This is a genomic window from Magnetospirillum gryphiswaldense MSR-1 v2 (assembly GCF_000513295.1).
GTDB classification, from domain to species: domain Bacteria; phylum Pseudomonadota; class Alphaproteobacteria; order Rhodospirillales; family Magnetospirillaceae; genus Magnetospirillum; species Magnetospirillum gryphiswaldense.
This window is the reverse complement of record NC_023065.1, coordinates 2,990,707-3,004,545: the sequence shown is the minus strand read 5'-3', so window position 1 is coordinate 3,004,545 and position 13,839 is coordinate 2,990,707. Positions and strand designations below refer to the sequence as shown.

Annotated in this window: 15 protein-coding genes; 7 read left to right on the top strand and 8 right to left on the bottom strand. The window is 64.2% G+C overall.

The features are described 5' to 3' along the window. The first annotated feature begins 78 nt into the window (after window positions 1–78). From hrcA to MGMSRV2_RS14305, 3 genes are read left to right on the top strand one after another with little or no spacing between them, the layout of a single operon-like run. Complete coding sequence (hrcA, locus tag MGMSRV2_RS14315; RefSeq protein ID WP_242410687.1) at window positions 79–1,140, top strand: heat-inducible transcriptional repressor HrcA; 1,062 nt, start codon at window positions 79–81, stop codon at window positions 1,138–1,140. Between the two features lie 20 nt (window positions 1,141–1,160). After that, on the top strand, window positions 1,161–1,751 hold the full coding sequence (gene grpE / locus MGMSRV2_RS14310) for a nucleotide exchange factor GrpE (RefSeq protein WP_024081069.1): 591 nt from the start codon (window positions 1,161–1,163) through the stop codon (window positions 1,749–1,751). A 49-nt stretch (window positions 1,752–1,800) separates the two neighbouring features. Further along, window positions 1,801–2,994: a PQQ-dependent sugar dehydrogenase gene (locus MGMSRV2_RS14305; RefSeq protein WP_024081068.1), complete on the top strand. Its 1,194-nt coding sequence runs from the start codon at window positions 1,801–1,803 to the stop codon at window positions 2,992–2,994. Here the strand turns inward: MGMSRV2_RS14305 and dapB are convergent. The 5 genes from dapB to dnaK form a co-directional block, all read right to left on the bottom strand. Beyond that, window positions 2,964–3,761, bottom strand: a complete 798-nt coding sequence (gene dapB / locus MGMSRV2_RS14300) for a 4-hydroxy-tetrahydrodipicolinate reductase (RefSeq protein ID WP_024081067.1) — start codon at window positions 3,759–3,761, stop codon at window positions 2,964–2,966. The two genes, MGMSRV2_RS14305 and dapB, sit on opposite strands and share 31 nt — an antisense overlap. Window positions 3,762–3,778: 17 nt before the next feature. Further along, the gene (locus MGMSRV2_RS14295) at window positions 3,779–4,090 is read right to left on the bottom strand and encodes a CcdB family protein (protein WP_024081066.1); all 312 of its coding nucleotides are present in this window, start codon (window positions 4,088–4,090) and stop codon (window positions 3,779–3,781) included. After that, window positions 4,090–4,320, bottom strand: coding sequence for a type II toxin-antitoxin system CcdA family antitoxin (locus tag MGMSRV2_RS14290; RefSeq protein ID WP_024081065.1), 231 nt, complete (start codon window positions 4,318–4,320; stop codon window positions 4,090–4,092). The genes MGMSRV2_RS14295 and MGMSRV2_RS14290 overlap by 1 nt, the downstream gene beginning before the upstream one ends. 60 nt (window positions 4,321–4,380) lie before the next feature. Next, window positions 4,381–5,529, bottom strand: coding sequence for a molecular chaperone DnaJ (gene dnaJ / locus MGMSRV2_RS14285; RefSeq protein ID WP_024081064.1), 1,149 nt, complete (start codon window positions 5,527–5,529; stop codon window positions 4,381–4,383). Between the two features lie 159 nt (window positions 5,530–5,688). Further along, window positions 5,689–7,743 carry a molecular chaperone DnaK gene (gene dnaK / locus MGMSRV2_RS14280; RefSeq protein ID WP_277911466.1) on the bottom strand — a complete coding sequence of 685 codons (2,055 nt, stop codon included), beginning with the start codon at window positions 7,741–7,743 and terminating at the stop codon, window positions 5,689–5,691. Between dnaK and MGMSRV2_RS14275 the strand changes: the two genes are divergently transcribed. Both MGMSRV2_RS14275 and nth read left to right on the top strand, forming a co-directional pair. Next, window positions 7,742–8,653 carry a DUF1848 domain-containing protein gene (locus MGMSRV2_RS14275; protein ID WP_024081062.1) on the top strand — a complete coding sequence of 304 codons (912 nt, stop codon included), beginning with the start codon at window positions 7,742–7,744 and terminating at the stop codon, window positions 8,651–8,653. The two genes, dnaK and MGMSRV2_RS14275, sit on opposite strands and share 2 nt — an antisense overlap. A gap of 33 nt (window positions 8,654–8,686) precedes the next feature. After that, complete coding sequence (gene nth / locus MGMSRV2_RS14270; RefSeq protein ID WP_041634556.1) at window positions 8,687–9,319, top strand: endonuclease III; 633 nt, start codon at window positions 8,687–8,689, stop codon at window positions 9,317–9,319. A 77-nt stretch (window positions 9,320–9,396) separates the two neighbouring features. Here nth and MGMSRV2_RS14265 read toward each other — a convergent pair whose 3' ends face one another. From MGMSRV2_RS14265 to mutM, 3 genes are read right to left on the bottom strand one after another with little or no spacing between them, the layout of a single operon-like run. After that, window positions 9,397–10,173 (bottom strand): enoyl-CoA hydratase, encoded by a 777-nt coding sequence (locus tag MGMSRV2_RS14265; protein WP_024081060.1) that lies wholly within the window; start codon window positions 10,171–10,173, stop codon window positions 9,397–9,399. A 26-nt stretch (window positions 10,174–10,199) separates the two neighbouring features. Next, window positions 10,200–10,559, bottom strand: a complete 360-nt coding sequence (locus tag MGMSRV2_RS14260) for a hypothetical protein (RefSeq protein ID WP_024081059.1) — start codon at window positions 10,557–10,559, stop codon at window positions 10,200–10,202. 20 nt (window positions 10,560–10,579) lie between these two features. Continuing rightward, window positions 10,580–11,416, bottom strand: a complete 837-nt coding sequence (gene mutM, locus MGMSRV2_RS14255; RefSeq protein WP_024081058.1) for a bifunctional DNA-formamidopyrimidine glycosylase/DNA-(apurinic or apyrimidinic site) lyase — start codon at window positions 11,414–11,416, stop codon at window positions 10,580–10,582. Between the two features lie 84 nt (window positions 11,417–11,500). Between mutM and ubiE the strand changes: the two genes are divergently transcribed. Further along, the gene (gene ubiE / locus MGMSRV2_RS14250; RefSeq protein WP_024081057.1) at window positions 11,501–12,262 is read left to right on the top strand and encodes a bifunctional demethylmenaquinone methyltransferase/2-methoxy-6-polyprenyl-1,4-benzoquinol methylase UbiE; all 762 of its coding nucleotides are present in this window, start codon (window positions 11,501–11,503) and stop codon (window positions 12,260–12,262) included. Beyond that, window positions 12,262–13,794 carry a 2-polyprenylphenol 6-hydroxylase gene (gene ubiB, locus MGMSRV2_RS14245; RefSeq protein ID WP_024081056.1) on the top strand — a complete coding sequence of 511 codons (1,533 nt, stop codon included), beginning with the start codon at window positions 12,262–12,264 and terminating at the stop codon, window positions 13,792–13,794. The genes ubiE and ubiB overlap by 1 nt, the downstream gene beginning before the upstream one ends. The last annotated feature ends 45 nt before the right edge of the window (window positions 13,795–13,839 follow it).

The window sequence follows — 13,839 nt, the reverse complement described above, 5'->3', positions numbered from 1 at the left end:
ATTCATCGCCCGCTGTGGAACCCCTCACGTTGACGGGATGCATATCCCTCACTAGATTCCGGGCTCAAGCAAAGGATCATGGCCAGCATGCGCGGCAAAAGCCCTGTCATAACCGAGCTCAATACCCGCTCGCGCGAGATATTCCGCCAGATCGTCGAGGCCTATGTGCACACCGGCGAGCCCATCGGCTCGCGTACGCTGTCGCGGCGGTTGGGGGTGTCGCTGTCGCCGGCGACCATCCGCAACGTCATGGCCGATCTGGAAGACGCCGGCCTGCTTTATGCCCGCCATACTTCGGCCGGGCGGTTGCCGACCCAGGCCGGCATGCGCTTGTTCGTCAACGGCCTGCTGGAAGTGGGCGGCCTGCCCGAGGACGAGCGCTCGGCCATCGACACCCGCTGTCAGGCCATGGGCAAAAGCATGGAACAGGTGCTGGCCGAGGCCATCGGCGCCCTGTCCGGCCTGTCGCGCTGCGCCGGCATGGTGGTGGCGCCCAAGATCCAGCGGGCGTTGAAGCAGATCGATTTCGTCTGGCTGGGCCAGGGCCGTGCCCTGGTGGTGTTGGTGACGCAAGACGGCATGGTGGAAAACCGCCTGCTCGACCTGCCGCCCGAGGTGCAGCCCAGCGCCCTGGTGGAAGCGGCCAATTTCTTGAATGATCGTCTGGTTGGCCGCACCTTGGACGATGTGCGCGAGCAGGTGCAAACCGAACTGGACCTCCAGCGCCATCAGCTGGACGAACTGACCACCCGGGTGGTGGAAGCCGGTCTGGCCACGTGGTCGGGTGACGGCGCCAAATCGTCGCTGATCGTGCGCGGTCAGTCGCATTTGCTTGACGACGTCACCGCCGTCGAGGATCTGGAAAGCATCCGCGGGTTGTTCGAGGCGCTGGAAACCTCGGAACAATTCCTGCGCTTGCTGGATCTGGCCAACATGGCCGAGGGTGTGCAGATTTTCATCGGCTCGGAAAACGAGCTGTTCGGCGTCACCGGCTGTTCCATGATCGTCGCGCCCTATCGTGACGCGCGGGAACAGATCGTCGGCGCCATCGGCGTCATCGGCCCGCAGCGGCTGAATTTCGCCCGTATCATCCCCATGGTCGATTACACCGCCAAGGTGGTCGGCCGCTTGATCGGTTAACTTTGAACGGAAGAACAGGCATGAGCGAGGAACAGACCACCGAACAAAGCGCGGAAGCGCCCGCCCCGGAAACCCCGGCCCCGGCCGAGGTCGTCGCCCCCGAGGCCCGCATCGCCGAGCTGGAAGCGGAAGTGGCCAAGCTGAAAAGCGAGGTTCTTTATGCCCGCGCCGACACCGAGAACGTCCGCCGCCGCCTGGAACAGCAGGCCGAGGATCGCGGCAAGTTCGCGGTGTCCAATTTCGCCAAGGACGTGCTGTCGGTGGCCGATAATCTGCGCCGCGCCCTTGATGCGGTGCCGCCGACCGCGCGGGAAGGCAACGATATCGCCAATACCCTGACGGTGGGGGTGGAACTGACCGAACGCGAGATGCTGGCGGCGCTGGAACGCTACGGCATCCGCCAGATCCAGGCCCTGGGCCAGCGCTTCGACCCCAATCTGCATCAGGCGATGATGGAGATGGAAGATGCCAGCCAGCCGGAAGGCACGGTGGTGATGGTCATGCAGCAGGGCTATCAACTGCATGAACGTCTGTTGCGCCCGGCCCTGGTCGCCGTCGCCAAGGGCGGCCCCAAGACGCCGCCGGGCGAACAGGTCGATACCAGCGCGTAAGGATGAAAGGCCCGCCGGAAACAGCGGGCCTTTTTCATGGGAGGCCCGCATGATGAAGCGCTTCATTCCGCTGATACTGATCGTGGCCATGCCGGCTCTGGCCGCCGATCCGGCGCCGGGAACCCGTTTTCGCGTCGATGTTTCCGATCTGCCGGCCCCCTTCGCCACCCCGTCGGTGGCCAATCCCGCCGATGTGGTGGCACGACCGCCGGGGGCGGGGCTGAAGCTGCCGCCGGGCTGGCGGGCGACACTGTTCGCGACTGGATTGGATCATCCGCGCAATCTGCTGGTGCTGTCCGACAACTCGGTGCTGGTGGCCGAGCAGCGTTTCGACAGACTGACCCGGCTGGTGGATGGCGACGGCGACGGAATCGCCGATAGCCGCACCACCTTGGCCGCCGGTTTCGACGAACCCTTCGGTCTGGCCGAGCGGGACGGTGAAATCTGGGTGGCCGATACCAAGGCGGTGTGGGCCTTGCCGTGGCGGGCCGGTGAGGACAAGGCGGGGCGCCGCCGACAAGTGACCACCGACGGCGCCCTGGGCGACGATCGCGGCCATTCCACCCGTTCGCTGGTCCTTCATCCCGATGGAAGCCGCTTTTACGTGGGCATCGGCTCGCGCGGGAACGTGGCGGAAGAGGCTGAGCCGCGCGCCACCGTGCGCGTGTTCGCCATGGACGGATCGGGCGGGCGCAGTTTCGCCAGCGGTTTGCGCAACCCGGTGGGCATGGCCTTTCGCCCCGGCAGCACTGAATTATGGGCGGTGGTCAACGAACGCGACGGGCTGGGCGACGAATTGGTGCCCGATTACCTGACCTGGGTGGTGGAGAGCGGCTTTTACGGCTGGCCTTATGCCTATCTGGGGCCCCATCCGCAACCCGGTCTGGGGCCTAAGGCTGCCGACAAGGTGGCGGCGGCGCGTGTGCCCGACATCCTGTTCCGCGCCCATTCGGCCCCGCTGGGACTGGCCTTCGCCCATGGTGACGCCTTTGTCGGCCTGCACGGATCGTGGAACCGCTCGGAACCCATCGGCTACATGGTCGCCCGGGTGCCGTTCAAGGATGGCAAGCCGGTCGGCCATTACGAGGCCTTCGCCAGCGGCTTCATGGCCGGCCCCCACGCGGTGTGGGGGCGGCCGGTGGGAGTGGCCGCCGGCGCGGATGGCGCGCTTTACGTCGCCGACGATGCCGGACGCACGGTGTGGAAACTGATTTACAGCCCCAAAACGTCGCGCATGGAATAAAGTCCCGGCCCCTGGTCCTTGGCCCACAGGGCCGCGCGCACCGCACCCTTGGCGAAGACGGCGCGGCTTGACGCCTTGTGGCTCAGTTCCATCCGCTCGCCCTCGGCGGCGAACATCACCGTGTGGTCGCCGACCACGTCGCCACCGCGGAGGGTGGCGAAGCCGATCTCGCCCTTGGGACGGGCACCGGGATGGCCGTCGCGCGATTTGCACCACACGCTGTCCAGCGCCACGGCGCGGCCCTTGGCGGCGGCGCGGCCCAGGCCCAAGGCGGTGCCGCTGGGGGCGTCGACCTTGTGGCGGTGGTGCATCTCGACGATTTCGATATCGTAATCATCCCCCAGGATGGCGGCGGCACGCTCGGTCAGGGCCATCAGTAGATTGACGCCGACGCTGAAATTGGGGGCATAGACGATAGTGGTCTTCTTGGCTGCTTCGGCCAGCTTGGCCTCGTCATCCTTGGACAGTCCGGTGGTGCCGACGATTAATATCGTGCCCATCTCGGCGGCCAGGACCGCATGCGCCACGGTGGCCGCCGGCGCGGTGAAGTCGATGACGGCGTCCGAGGCCGCGAACAGGGCCGACGGGTTTTCACCGATGAAGGCACCCAGGGCGTCGCGGCCCAGCACCTCGCCCACATCCTTGCCGATCAGGGCCGAGCCGGGGCGTTCGGTGCCGCCGGAAAGCTGGCAGCCGGTGGTGTCGGCCACCGCGTTCATCAACATCCGTCCCATGCGGCCGGCACAGCCGACGATACCGATCTTCATGTGTGTTGCTCCGTAAGTCAGATGCCGGTGAACAGGAAATCCAGGGCGGCGAGGATAAGGGCGCGCTGGTCGGCCAGACTGCCCACCGGGGTGCCCAGCACCTGACGGGGGACGGCTGCCATGAATTGGGTCATCAAGGCAAAGCGTTCGTCACCTACCTCCATCGGCGGGTTAAGGTGACGAAGGGGCTGGCAATCATCGAGGGCGGCCAAGGGCATGATCATGCGTGTGGGCAAGCCGGCCAGATGGTCGGATTGCACATCGACGACAAAAGGGGCGCCACCTTCCATCCCTGCGACCGGATTGGCATAAACGTCGAACTGAGCCATCAGAAGAACCGGAAATGATCAGAAAACAAACCGTGTTTCTCGATCCAGCGGTTCTGGCTTTCGATGGCGTCGCGGTTTTCCTCGGCCCAGGCCTTGGCGCGGGCCTCGCGCACCAGCTTTTCCAACTGCACTTCCAGGGTCTGGGACAGATTGATGCCCAAGCCCTTGGCCTCGCGCAGTAGCTCGGCATTGATGCTGAGATTGCAGGACTTTTTCGGCACTGCGTTCATGACATTGCTCCACGCCTGATGCGCAGATGATATGCGCATCAGGCGTGGGGGTTCAATCCTCTATTCGGTCAGGTCTTTCCACAATTCCTTGACCTTGGCGAAAAAGCCTTCGGATTCAGGATTGTGTTTGGTGTCCTTGTCGCCGGCGGTCTCGAATTCCTTCAACAATTCCTTCTGCCGGTCGGTCAGGTTGACCGGGGTCTCGACCATGGCCTGGATGAACATGTCGCCGCGGGCCGGGCTGCGCAGCACGCTCATGCCCTTGGATTTCAGCCGGAACTGGTTGCCCGACTGGGTGCCGGGGGGAATGGTGACCTTGGTCATGGCTCCCTCGATGGTGGGCACGTCGATGGCACCCCCCAAGGCAGCGGTGGTCATGGGGATGGGCACCCGGCAATAGATGTTGGCGCCGTCACGCTGGAACAGGCGGTGCGGCTTGATCGACAGGAAGATGTACAGATCACCCGCAGGGGCGCCGCGCGTTCCCGCCTCGCCCTCGCCGGCCAGACGGATGCGGGTGCCTTCCTCGACGCCGGCGGGGATGGTGACCTGCAGCGTCTTGTCCTTGCGCACCTTGCCCTGACCGCCGCACACCCGGCAGGGATCCTTGATCACCTTGCCCATGCCCTGGCAGGTGGGGCAGGTGCGTTCGATGGTGAAGAAGCCCTGCTGGGCCCGGACCTTGCCGTGACCGTGACAGGTGCCGCAGGTGGTCGGCTGGGCGCCATCCTTGGCTCCGGTTCCCTTGCACGGTTCACAGGGCGCCGACGACGGCACGGTGATGGTGGTGCTTTTGCCGGCGAAAGCGTCTTCCAGGCTGATATCCATGTTGAAGCGCAAATCGCTGCCACGCCCGGTGGCCTGGCCACGGCGCCCGCCGCCCATGAAATCGCCGAACATTTCCTCGAACAGGTCCGAGAAACCGCCGCCGCCGCCGAAATCGGAGAAACCGCCGCCCGGCCCGCGTCCGCCGCCCATGCCGTTCTCGAAGGCGGCATGACCGAAGCGGTCATAGGCGGCCCGCTTCTGCTCGTCCTTGAGGACGTCGTAGGCCTCGTTCAGTTCCTTGAACTTGTCCGCCGCGTCCGGATTGTCAGGGTTGCGGTCGGGGTGGTACTGCATGGCCAGCTTGCGATAGGCCTTTTTCAGCTCGTCGGCCGAGGCCCCGCGTTCCGCGCCCAGGACTTCGTAATAGTCGCGCTTGCTCATACCAATACCGTCTGTCTAGAGCCTGCCCGCGCGAAGCGGGGCAGGCGATAAGCCCGAGTGGCACCTGAACGGCCCGGCACGGGCCACCACAAGACTAAGGGGCAAAACGCCCGCCCCCAAGGGCCATAAGACCAGGGGCGGGCGGCTTGGCTGTCAGGCTTACTTGCCCTTCTTGTCGCCGTCGACTTCCTCGAAGTCGGCGTCGACCACCTTGTCGTCGCCGCCGGCCTGCGGGGCGCTGTCGTCGGCACCGCCACCGGCTTCCTGCGCCTTGTACATGGCTTCGCCCAGCTTCATGGACGCCTGCATCAGGGCTTCGGTCTTGGCCTTGATGACTTCGGCATCGTCGCCGTCCATGACAGCGCGCAACGCGGTGATGGCGCCTTCAATTTCCGCCTTCAATGACGCATCGGCCTTGTCGCCGAATTCCTTCAGCGACTTTTCGGTGGAATGAACCAAGCCGTCGGCATGGTTGCGGGCTTCCACCGTTTCCTTGCGCTTCTTGTCCTCGGCGGCATGGGCTTCGGCTTCGCGCACCATGCGTTCGATGTCGGCATCGGCCAGACCGCCCGAGGCCTGGATGCGGATCTGCTGTTCCTTGTTGGTGGCCTTGTCCTTGGCCGACACGTTGACGATGCCGTTGGCGTCGATGTCGAAGGTCACTTCCACCTGGGGCACGCCGCGCGGCGCCGGCGGAATACCCATCAGGTCGAACTGGCCCAGGATCTTGTTGTCGGCGGCCATTTCGCGCTCGCCCTGGAACACGCGGATGGTCACCGCGGTCTGGTTGTCCTCGGCGGTGGAGAACACCTGGCTCTTGCGGGTGGGGATGGTGGTGTTGCGGTCGATCAGACGGGTGAAGACGCCGCCCAGGGTCTCGATGCCCAAGGACAGCGGGGTGACGTCGAGCAGCAGAACGTCCTTGACCTCGCCCTTCAACACGCCGCCCTGGATGGCGGCGCCGATGGCCACCACTTCGTCCGGGTTGACGCCCTTGTGCGGCTCGCGGCCAAAGAATTCCTTCACCACTTCCTGGATCTTGGGCATGCGGGTCATGCCGCCGACCAGGATCACTTCGTCGATTTCGCTGGCCTTCAGGCCGGCGTCACGGAGCGCCGCCTTGCAGGGCTCGACGGTGCGGGCGACCAGATCTTCCACCAGGGCTTCCAGCTTCGAGCGGGTCAGCTTGATGTTGAGGTGCTTGGGGCCGGACGCGTCGGCGGTGATGAACGGCAGGTTCACTTCCGTCTGCATGGACGAGGACAGCTCGCACTTGGCCTTTTCGGCGGCTTCCTTCAGGCGTTGCAGGGCCAGACGGTCGGCGCGCAGGTCGATGCCCTGCTCCTTTTTGAACTCGTCGGCCAGATAATCCATGATGCGGGCGTCGAAATCTTCACCGCCCAGGAAGGTGTCGCCGTTGGTGGACTTGACTTCGAACACGCCGTCGCCGATTTCCAGCACCGACACGTCGAAGGTACCACCGCCCAGATCATAGACGGCGACGATGCCCGAACCCTTCTTCTCCATGCCGTAAGCCAAGGCGGCGGCGGTGGGTTCGTTGATGATGCGCAGCACTTCCAGGCCGGCGATACGACCGGCATCCTTGGTCGCCTGACGCTGGGCGTCATTGAAATAGGCCGGCACGGTGATGACCGCCTGGGTGACCTTTTCGCCCAGGTACGATTCGGCGGTTTCCTTCATCTTCATCAGGATGTAGGCGGACACTTGGCTGGGGCTGTGCTTCTTGTCGCCGGACTCGACCCAGGCGTCGCCATTCTCGCCGTTGACGATGTGATACGGCACCAAGTTCATGTCCTTCTTGGTGATCGGATCGTCAAAGCGGCGCCCGATCAGGCGCTTGATGGCGAACAGGGTGTTGGTCGGGTTGGTCACCGCCTGACGCTTGGCCGGCTGACCGACCAGACGTTCGCCGGAATCGGTGAAGGCGACCATGGAGGGGGTGGTGCGCACGCCCTCGGCGTTTTCGATGACGCGGGCGGTTTTGCCGTCCATCACCGCGACGCAGGAATTGGTGGTGCCCAGATCGATACCGATGACTTTGCTCATGTCGTCCTCATTCAATTTGGCCGGTGGCGGCGATCCCTGTGACAGGGCGGCGATCGCCGGAACCCCCTTGGATAATCCGGATGGCGCGCATACGCCTTCTGCCGGGTTATATAGGGTGGAGTTGGCAGGCTGCAACACGACAATCATGATCATCTCGGCGAGTTACCGTACCGATATTCCCGCTTTTTATGCGCCCTGGTTCGAAAACCGCTTCAAGGCCGGTTTCGCCAAGGTGGAAAATCCCTATGGCGGGCCCCCTTCCACCGTAAAGTTGCGGGCCGGAATCGACGGTTTCGTCTTTTGGACCCGGAATGCCGGGCCGTTTTTGTCAGCGCTGCGGCTGGTGCGCGGGGCGTCTATTCCCTTCGTCGTCAGCCAGACGGTGACCGGTTATGGCCGCGCCTTGGAAATCTCGGTCATCGATCCAGCCCGGGCCATCGCCCACATGCGCGCATTGGCGGCGGAGTTCGGGCCGCGTGCCATCGTCTGGCGCTATGACCCCATCGTTTTTTCCAGTCTGACCCCAGCGGAATTCCATCTGGATAATTTTTCCGCCTTGGCTGCTGCCCTGGCCGGGGCGGTGGATGAATGCGTCATTTCCTTCGCCACCCTTTACAAGAAGACCGCGCGCAACCTGGATGCGGCGGCGCGGGCCGAGGGCTTCACCTGGGACGATCCCGACTGGCCGGAAAAGCGGGCGTTGGCCGCCCGCTTGGCGCAGGTGGCGGCGGCGCACGGCATGCGGCTGACGGCGTGTTCCCAGGAGGTGGGCCAGCCCCTGGCCGCCTGTATCGATGCTCGCCGGCTGGAGGACGTGGCCGCCGGCTGGGGGCTGGCGCGGGCGATCAAGGCCAAGGTCAAGGGCAACCGCCCGCACTGCCAATGCCATGAAAGCCGCGATATCGGCGCCTATGACACCTGCCCGCACGGCTGCGCCTATTGTTATGCGGTGGGCTCGCGCACATTGGCCAAGCGCCGGTTCGGCCAGCACGATCCGGCGGGTGAATATCTGTTCCCGCCCATCCTCCGCGACGAGACTGAAAGTCTGCTGGTATAAGCAGGGCAAGACGAAGACGAAGGTGACGCCATGATGACCCCCGCCCAGGCCGATGAATTCTATGCCCGGCTGGCCGCCGATCGCCCCAATCCCAAAAGCGATCTGGAATATGTGAACCCCTATACCCTTTTGGTGGCGGTGGTGCTGTCGGCCCAAGCCACCGATATCGGCGTCAACAAGGCCACCCGTCCGTTATTCGCGGAAGTACGCGACCCGGCTTCCATGGTCGCCTTGGGGGTGGAAAAGCTGGAACAGGCCATCCGCACCATCGGCCTTTACAAGACCAAGGCCAGGAACGTCATCGCCCTGTCGCACATCCTGCTGGCCCAGCATGCGGGTCAGGTGCCGGAAGACCGGGCGGCGCTGGAGGCTTTGCCCGGCGTCGGTCGCAAGACCGCCAACGTGGTGCTGAACGTGGCGTTCGGCCATCCCACCATCGCCGTCGATACCCATTGCTTCCGCGTCGGCAACCGCACCGGTCTGGCGCCGGGTAAAAATGTACAGGCGGTGGAAGAGGGCCTGTTGAAGATCACTCCAGCCCGCTGGGGCCGCGACGCCCATCATTACCTGATTCTGCACGGACGCTATGTGTGCAAGGCGCGCAAACCCGATTGCACCGTGTGCTGCGTCAACGATCTGTGCCAGTTTCAGGGCAAGAGCATCTGAAATCGCTATTTTATCTTTTCGTCCCCGCGCCGGCGCGGGGACGAAAAGTGTGTCCTTCAGCCTGAGCCGAATAACCTTCAGCGGTTCTTGAACACCGGGCTGCGCTTTTCGGCGAAAGCGGCCATGCCTTCCTTCTGGTCTTCGCAGGCGAAGGTGGAATGGAACAGACGGCGCTCGAACTTGATGCCCTGGGTCAGGGTGGTCTCGAAGGCGGCGTTGACCGATTCCTTGGCCAGCATGACCACCGGACGGGACATCGACGCGATGCGGTCGGCCACCTTCAAAGCTTCGTCAAGCAGGTCGGCGGCGGGAATGACGCGGCTGACCAGACCGGCGCGCTCGGCCTCGGCGGCGTCCATCATGCGCCCGGTCAGGCACATTTCCATGGCCTTGGCCTTGCCGACGGCGCGGGTCAGGCGCTGGGTGCCGCCAGCGCCGGGAATGGTGCCGATGGTGATTTCCGGCTGGCCGAACTTGGCATTGTCGGCGGCCAGGATGAAGTCGCACATCATCGACACTTCACAGCCGCCGCCCAGGGCATAGCCGGCGACGGCGGCGATGATCGGCTTGCGGCAGGTGGTGATGCGTTCCCAGCCATTGGTGATGAAATCGGCCAGATAGGCGTCCATATAGGTCTTGGACTGCATTTCCTTGATGTCGGCGCCGGCGGCGAAGGCCTTTTCCGAGCCGGTCAGCACCACGGCGCCGATTTCGCCATCGGCCTCGAAGGCATCGAGGGCCTGACCCAATTCCTTGATCAGCGCGGCGCACAAGGCGTTCAACGCCTTGGGGCGGTTCAAGGTGATCAGGCCGACCTGGCCGCGGGTTTCGACGATAATGTTTTCGTAGGGCATGGTTGCCTCTCTCGCAGGGGAATGGATTATTCCGGGGCAATGGTGAAATGGACCACCACGTTGCGCCCTTCGGTCTGGGTTTCCAGGGTCAGCACTTCCGCTTCGCGCCGGTATTGACGGTCGGAATCCCGGGTCCAGCCAAGCTGGGGCAAGGTGGCGGCGTAAAAGGCGATGATGTCGGTGGCCCGCAGCGGGCCACGGGCGAAAGCCTCGACGATGCGACCGTTCGGCATGTCGAAGGACAGGCCGGATTCAGCCACCTCGGTCATGCCCGGCGGCAGCGGCAGGTCTTCATAGGCGGACAGAAATCCTTGCGCCCGCGCGGTCCCGAGAGACAGCGCCAGGATCAGGGCGAGGGCGCCCAGAAGGGGGGTGAAAATCCGCATGGTGACCAAGGGCTATACCATCAACGCTGTTTTTTCGCACAGTAGAAAGTGGATCGCCCCGACTGGACGATCCGTTGAATGCCGCCGGTGCGGGCGATATCGCAATCGCAGCCGGGACACGCTTCCCCCGCCCGGTCGTAGACGGTGAAGGAATGCTGGAAATAGCCCAATTCGCCATTGGGCTGCACATGATCTTTCAAAGACGAGCCGCCGGCGGCGATGGCGCGTTCGAGTACGGCGCGGATGGCCGGCACCAGCTTGTTGATTTCACGCGGTTTCAGCGATCCGGCGGCGCGGGTGGGATCGATGCCCGACAGGAACAGGCTTTCCGACACATAGATGTTGCCCAGGCCGGCGACCACGTTCTGGTCCAACAGCGCCGCCTTGATCGAGGCGCCCTTGCCATCCAGTGCCGCCGCCAAGGCTTTTTCATGGAAATCCGGCCCCAGCGGCTCCGGCCCCAGATGGGCCAGCAGCGGATGCGATGTCGGGTCAAGGGTCAGGTCCATCAGGCCGAAGCGGCGCGGGTCGCGATAGGTGACCATGGTGCCGTCTTCGCTTAGGAATTCCACATGGTCGTGCGGCCCCGGCGGCTCGTTGCGGCCTTTGCTGATGACCATGGCCCCCGACATGCCCAGATGGCCCAACAGCGTCAGGCCGTCGTCGAGGTGGACCAGCAGATACTTGGCGCGGCGTCCGACGCTTTCGACGCGGCGCCCGGTCAGACGGGCGGCGAAATCGGCGGGCAGGGGCTTGCGCAGATCGGGGCGGCGGGCCTCGACGCGGATGAATCGGTGTCCGGGCCACACAGCGGCCAGTCCACGGGCGACGGTTTCGACTTCGGGCAGTTCAGGCATGGGCCGATGCTGCCTGAAGCCTTGGACCGAGTCAAAAACTCCGGGCTCGCCTCTCCCCCGCGCATGCGATAATCTGCCCCGATCATGACCAATGAAGATTTGGGCCAAGGCCCCGCAACCACCCATTTCGGCTTCAAGACCGTGCGCGAAGAGGAAAAGGTCTCGCTGGTGCGCGGCGTTTTCGATTCGGTGGCCGGCAAGTACGACCTGATGAACGACCTGATGAGCGCGGGCGTCCATCGATTGTGGAAAGCCAATTTCCTCGACTGGCTGCGGCCCCAGGCCAACCAGACCTTGCTGGATGTGGGCGGCGGTACCGGCGACATCGCTTTCGGCTGGAAGAAGCGCGGCGGCGGTCCGGCCATCGTTTGCGACATCAACAAGGAAATGCTGTCGGTGGGCCGCGACCGCGCGGTGGACCGCAATGTAGTCAGCCAGATCAACTGGGTGTGCGGCAATGCCGAGACCCTGCCCATCCCCGACGGCTCGGTCGATCGCTATACCATCGCCTTTTGCCTGCGCAACGTCACCCATTGGGACCGCGCCATCGCTGAGGCCTACCGGGTGCTGAAGCCGGGCGGGCGGTTCATGTGCCTGGAATTTTCCAAGGTGGTGGTGCCGGGCCTGCGCGAATTCTATGACCTGTATTCGTTCAAGGTACTGCCCAAGGTGGGCGGTATGGTCACCGGCAATGCCGAGGCCTATCAATATCTGGTGGAAAGCATCCGCAAGTTTCCGGCCCAGGACGACATGGCGCAGATGGTCCGTGATGCCGGCTTCTCCCGCGTCGAGGTCCGCAACCTGTCGGGCGGCATCGCCGCCATTCATTCCGGCTGGCGCATCTGATGCTGCGCGCCGCCCGCAACCTGCACCGTCTGCTGACCATCGCCCGCGTCCTTGCCCGCCATGACGCGCTGGAGGTGGTCGACCTGCCCATCGCCGCCCTGGCGTCGAAGATGCTGCGTCTGGGGCGGGCGCCCAGCCACGAGGGCCGGCCCGGCCAGCGTCTGGCTGCTGCCCTGACCGAATTGGGGCCGACCTTCATCAAGCTGGGCCAGGCTTTATCCACCCGCGCCGACCTGCTGGGCGACGAGATGACCGCCGACCTGTCGGAATTGCAGGACCGGCTGGCGCCGTTTCCCGCCTCTCTGGCCCGCGCCATCATCGAGGAAGACCTGGATCAGCCGCTGTCCCAGGCCTATGCCAGCTTTGACGACGTGCCCGTCGCCGCCGCCTCCATCGCCCAGGTGCATTTCGCCGTCACCAGCGAAGGCCGTGAAGTGGCGGTCAAGGTGCTGCGGCCCGGCGTCGATGCGGCATTCAAGAAGGACATCGACCTGCTGCGCTGGCTGGCCGAATGGGTGGAACTGACCCAGCCCAGCCTGCGCCGTCTGCGCATGGTGGAAAGCGTCGATACCTTCGCCGATTCGGTGCAGTTGGAAATGGATTTGCGCTTCGAGGCGGCGGCGGCGGCGGAACTGGCCGAGAATTTCGCCGGCGACGAATCCTTCCGCGTGCCCGAGGTGGATTGGCAGCGCACCGCCAAGCGGGTGATGACGCTGGAACGGGTCAGCGGCATCCCGGTGGATGAGGTCGACGCCATCAAGGCCGCCGGCATCGAGCCGGACGAGGTGTTGAAGAAGGCCGCCGAATCGTTCTTCAACATGGTGTTCCGCGACGGCTTCTTTCATGCCGACATGCATCCGGGCAATCTGTTCGTCGATCTTGACGGCAATCTGGTCGCCGTCGATTTCGGCATCATGGGTCGCGTCGATCTCAAGACCCGGCGTTTCCTCGGTGAGATGCTGGTGGGCTTTTTGAACGGCAATTACCGCCGGGTGGCGGAAGTGCATTTCGAGGCCGGTTTCGTGCCCGCCGACAAGAGCGTCGACAATTTCACCCAGGCCTGCCGTTCCATTGCCGAGCCGATCATGGGCAAGCCCATGCACGAAATTTCCATCGCCCGGCTATTGGGCCAGTTATTCCAGATCACCGAGCAGTTTTCCATGCAGACCCAGCCGCAATTGCTGATGCTGCAAAAGAGCATGCTGGTGGCCGAAGGCGTTGGCCGCACCCTGGATTCCGGCGTCAATATGTGGGAACTGGCCCGCCCGCTGATCGAAAGCTGGATGATGCAGCATCTGGGGCCGCAGGCGCGGATCAAGGACACCGTCATCGGTGCCGTGCACAGCCTGGAACGGTTGCCGCGCATGCTGGCCGAGACGGAAAAGGCCTATTCCACCCTGATGAATGGCGGCCTGAAACTGCATCCCGACACCGTCAAGGCCATGCGCGGCGAAAGCGGCGGCAAGCGGGCCTTCGGCTGGCTGCCGTGGATTCTGGCGGCGATCCTGGGTGTCTTGCTGGTGCTCAAGTAAACTTGCGCGATTTCCTGTGAAGCGTTAGGTTAACCACACTTGCCT

Excerpts from the sequence above, each read along its gene's own strand:
- hrcA (WP_242410687.1), top strand. The coding sequence starts at position 79 with ATGGCCAGCATGCGCGGCAAAAGCCCTGTCATAACCGAGCTCAATACC.
- grpE (WP_024081069.1), top strand. The coding sequence starts at position 1,161 with ATGAGCGAGGAACAGACCACCGAACAAAGCGCGGAAGCGCCCGCCCCG.
- MGMSRV2_RS14305 (WP_024081068.1), top strand. The coding sequence starts at position 1,801 with ATGATGAAGCGCTTCATTCCGCTGATACTGATCGTGGCCATGCCGGCT.
- dapB (WP_024081067.1), bottom strand. The coding sequence starts at position 3,761 with ATGAAGATCGGTATCGTCGGCTGTGCCGGCCGCATGGGACGGATGTTG.
- MGMSRV2_RS14295 (WP_024081066.1), bottom strand. The coding sequence starts at position 4,090 with ATGGCTCAGTTCGACGTTTATGCCAATCCGGTCGCAGGGATGGAAGGT.
- MGMSRV2_RS14290 (WP_024081065.1), bottom strand. The coding sequence starts at position 4,320 with ATGAACGCAGTGCCGAAAAAGTCCTGCAATCTCAGCATCAATGCCGAG.
- dnaJ (WP_024081064.1), bottom strand. The coding sequence starts at position 5,529 with ATGAGCAAGCGCGACTATTACGAAGTCCTGGGCGCGGAACGCGGGGCC.
- MGMSRV2_RS14275 (WP_024081062.1), top strand. The coding sequence starts at position 7,742 with ATGATCATCTCGGCGAGTTACCGTACCGATATTCCCGCTTTTTATGCG.
- dnaK (WP_277911466.1), bottom strand. The coding sequence starts at position 7,743 with ATGATTGTCGTGTTGCAGCCTGCCAACTCCACCCTATATAACCCGGCA.
- nth (WP_041634556.1), top strand. The coding sequence starts at position 8,687 with ATGACCCCCGCCCAGGCCGATGAATTCTATGCCCGGCTGGCCGCCGAT.
- MGMSRV2_RS14265 (WP_024081060.1), bottom strand. The coding sequence starts at position 10,173 with ATGCCCTACGAAAACATTATCGTCGAAACCCGCGGCCAGGTCGGCCTG.
- MGMSRV2_RS14260 (WP_024081059.1), bottom strand. The coding sequence starts at position 10,559 with ATGCGGATTTTCACCCCCCTTCTGGGCGCCCTCGCCCTGATCCTGGCG.
- mutM (WP_024081058.1), bottom strand. The coding sequence starts at position 11,416 with ATGCCTGAACTGCCCGAAGTCGAAACCGTCGCCCGTGGACTGGCCGCT.
- ubiE (WP_024081057.1), top strand. The coding sequence starts at position 11,501 with ATGACCAATGAAGATTTGGGCCAAGGCCCCGCAACCACCCATTTCGGC.
- ubiB (WP_024081056.1), top strand. The coding sequence starts at position 12,262 with ATGCTGCGCGCCGCCCGCAACCTGCACCGTCTGCTGACCATCGCCCGC.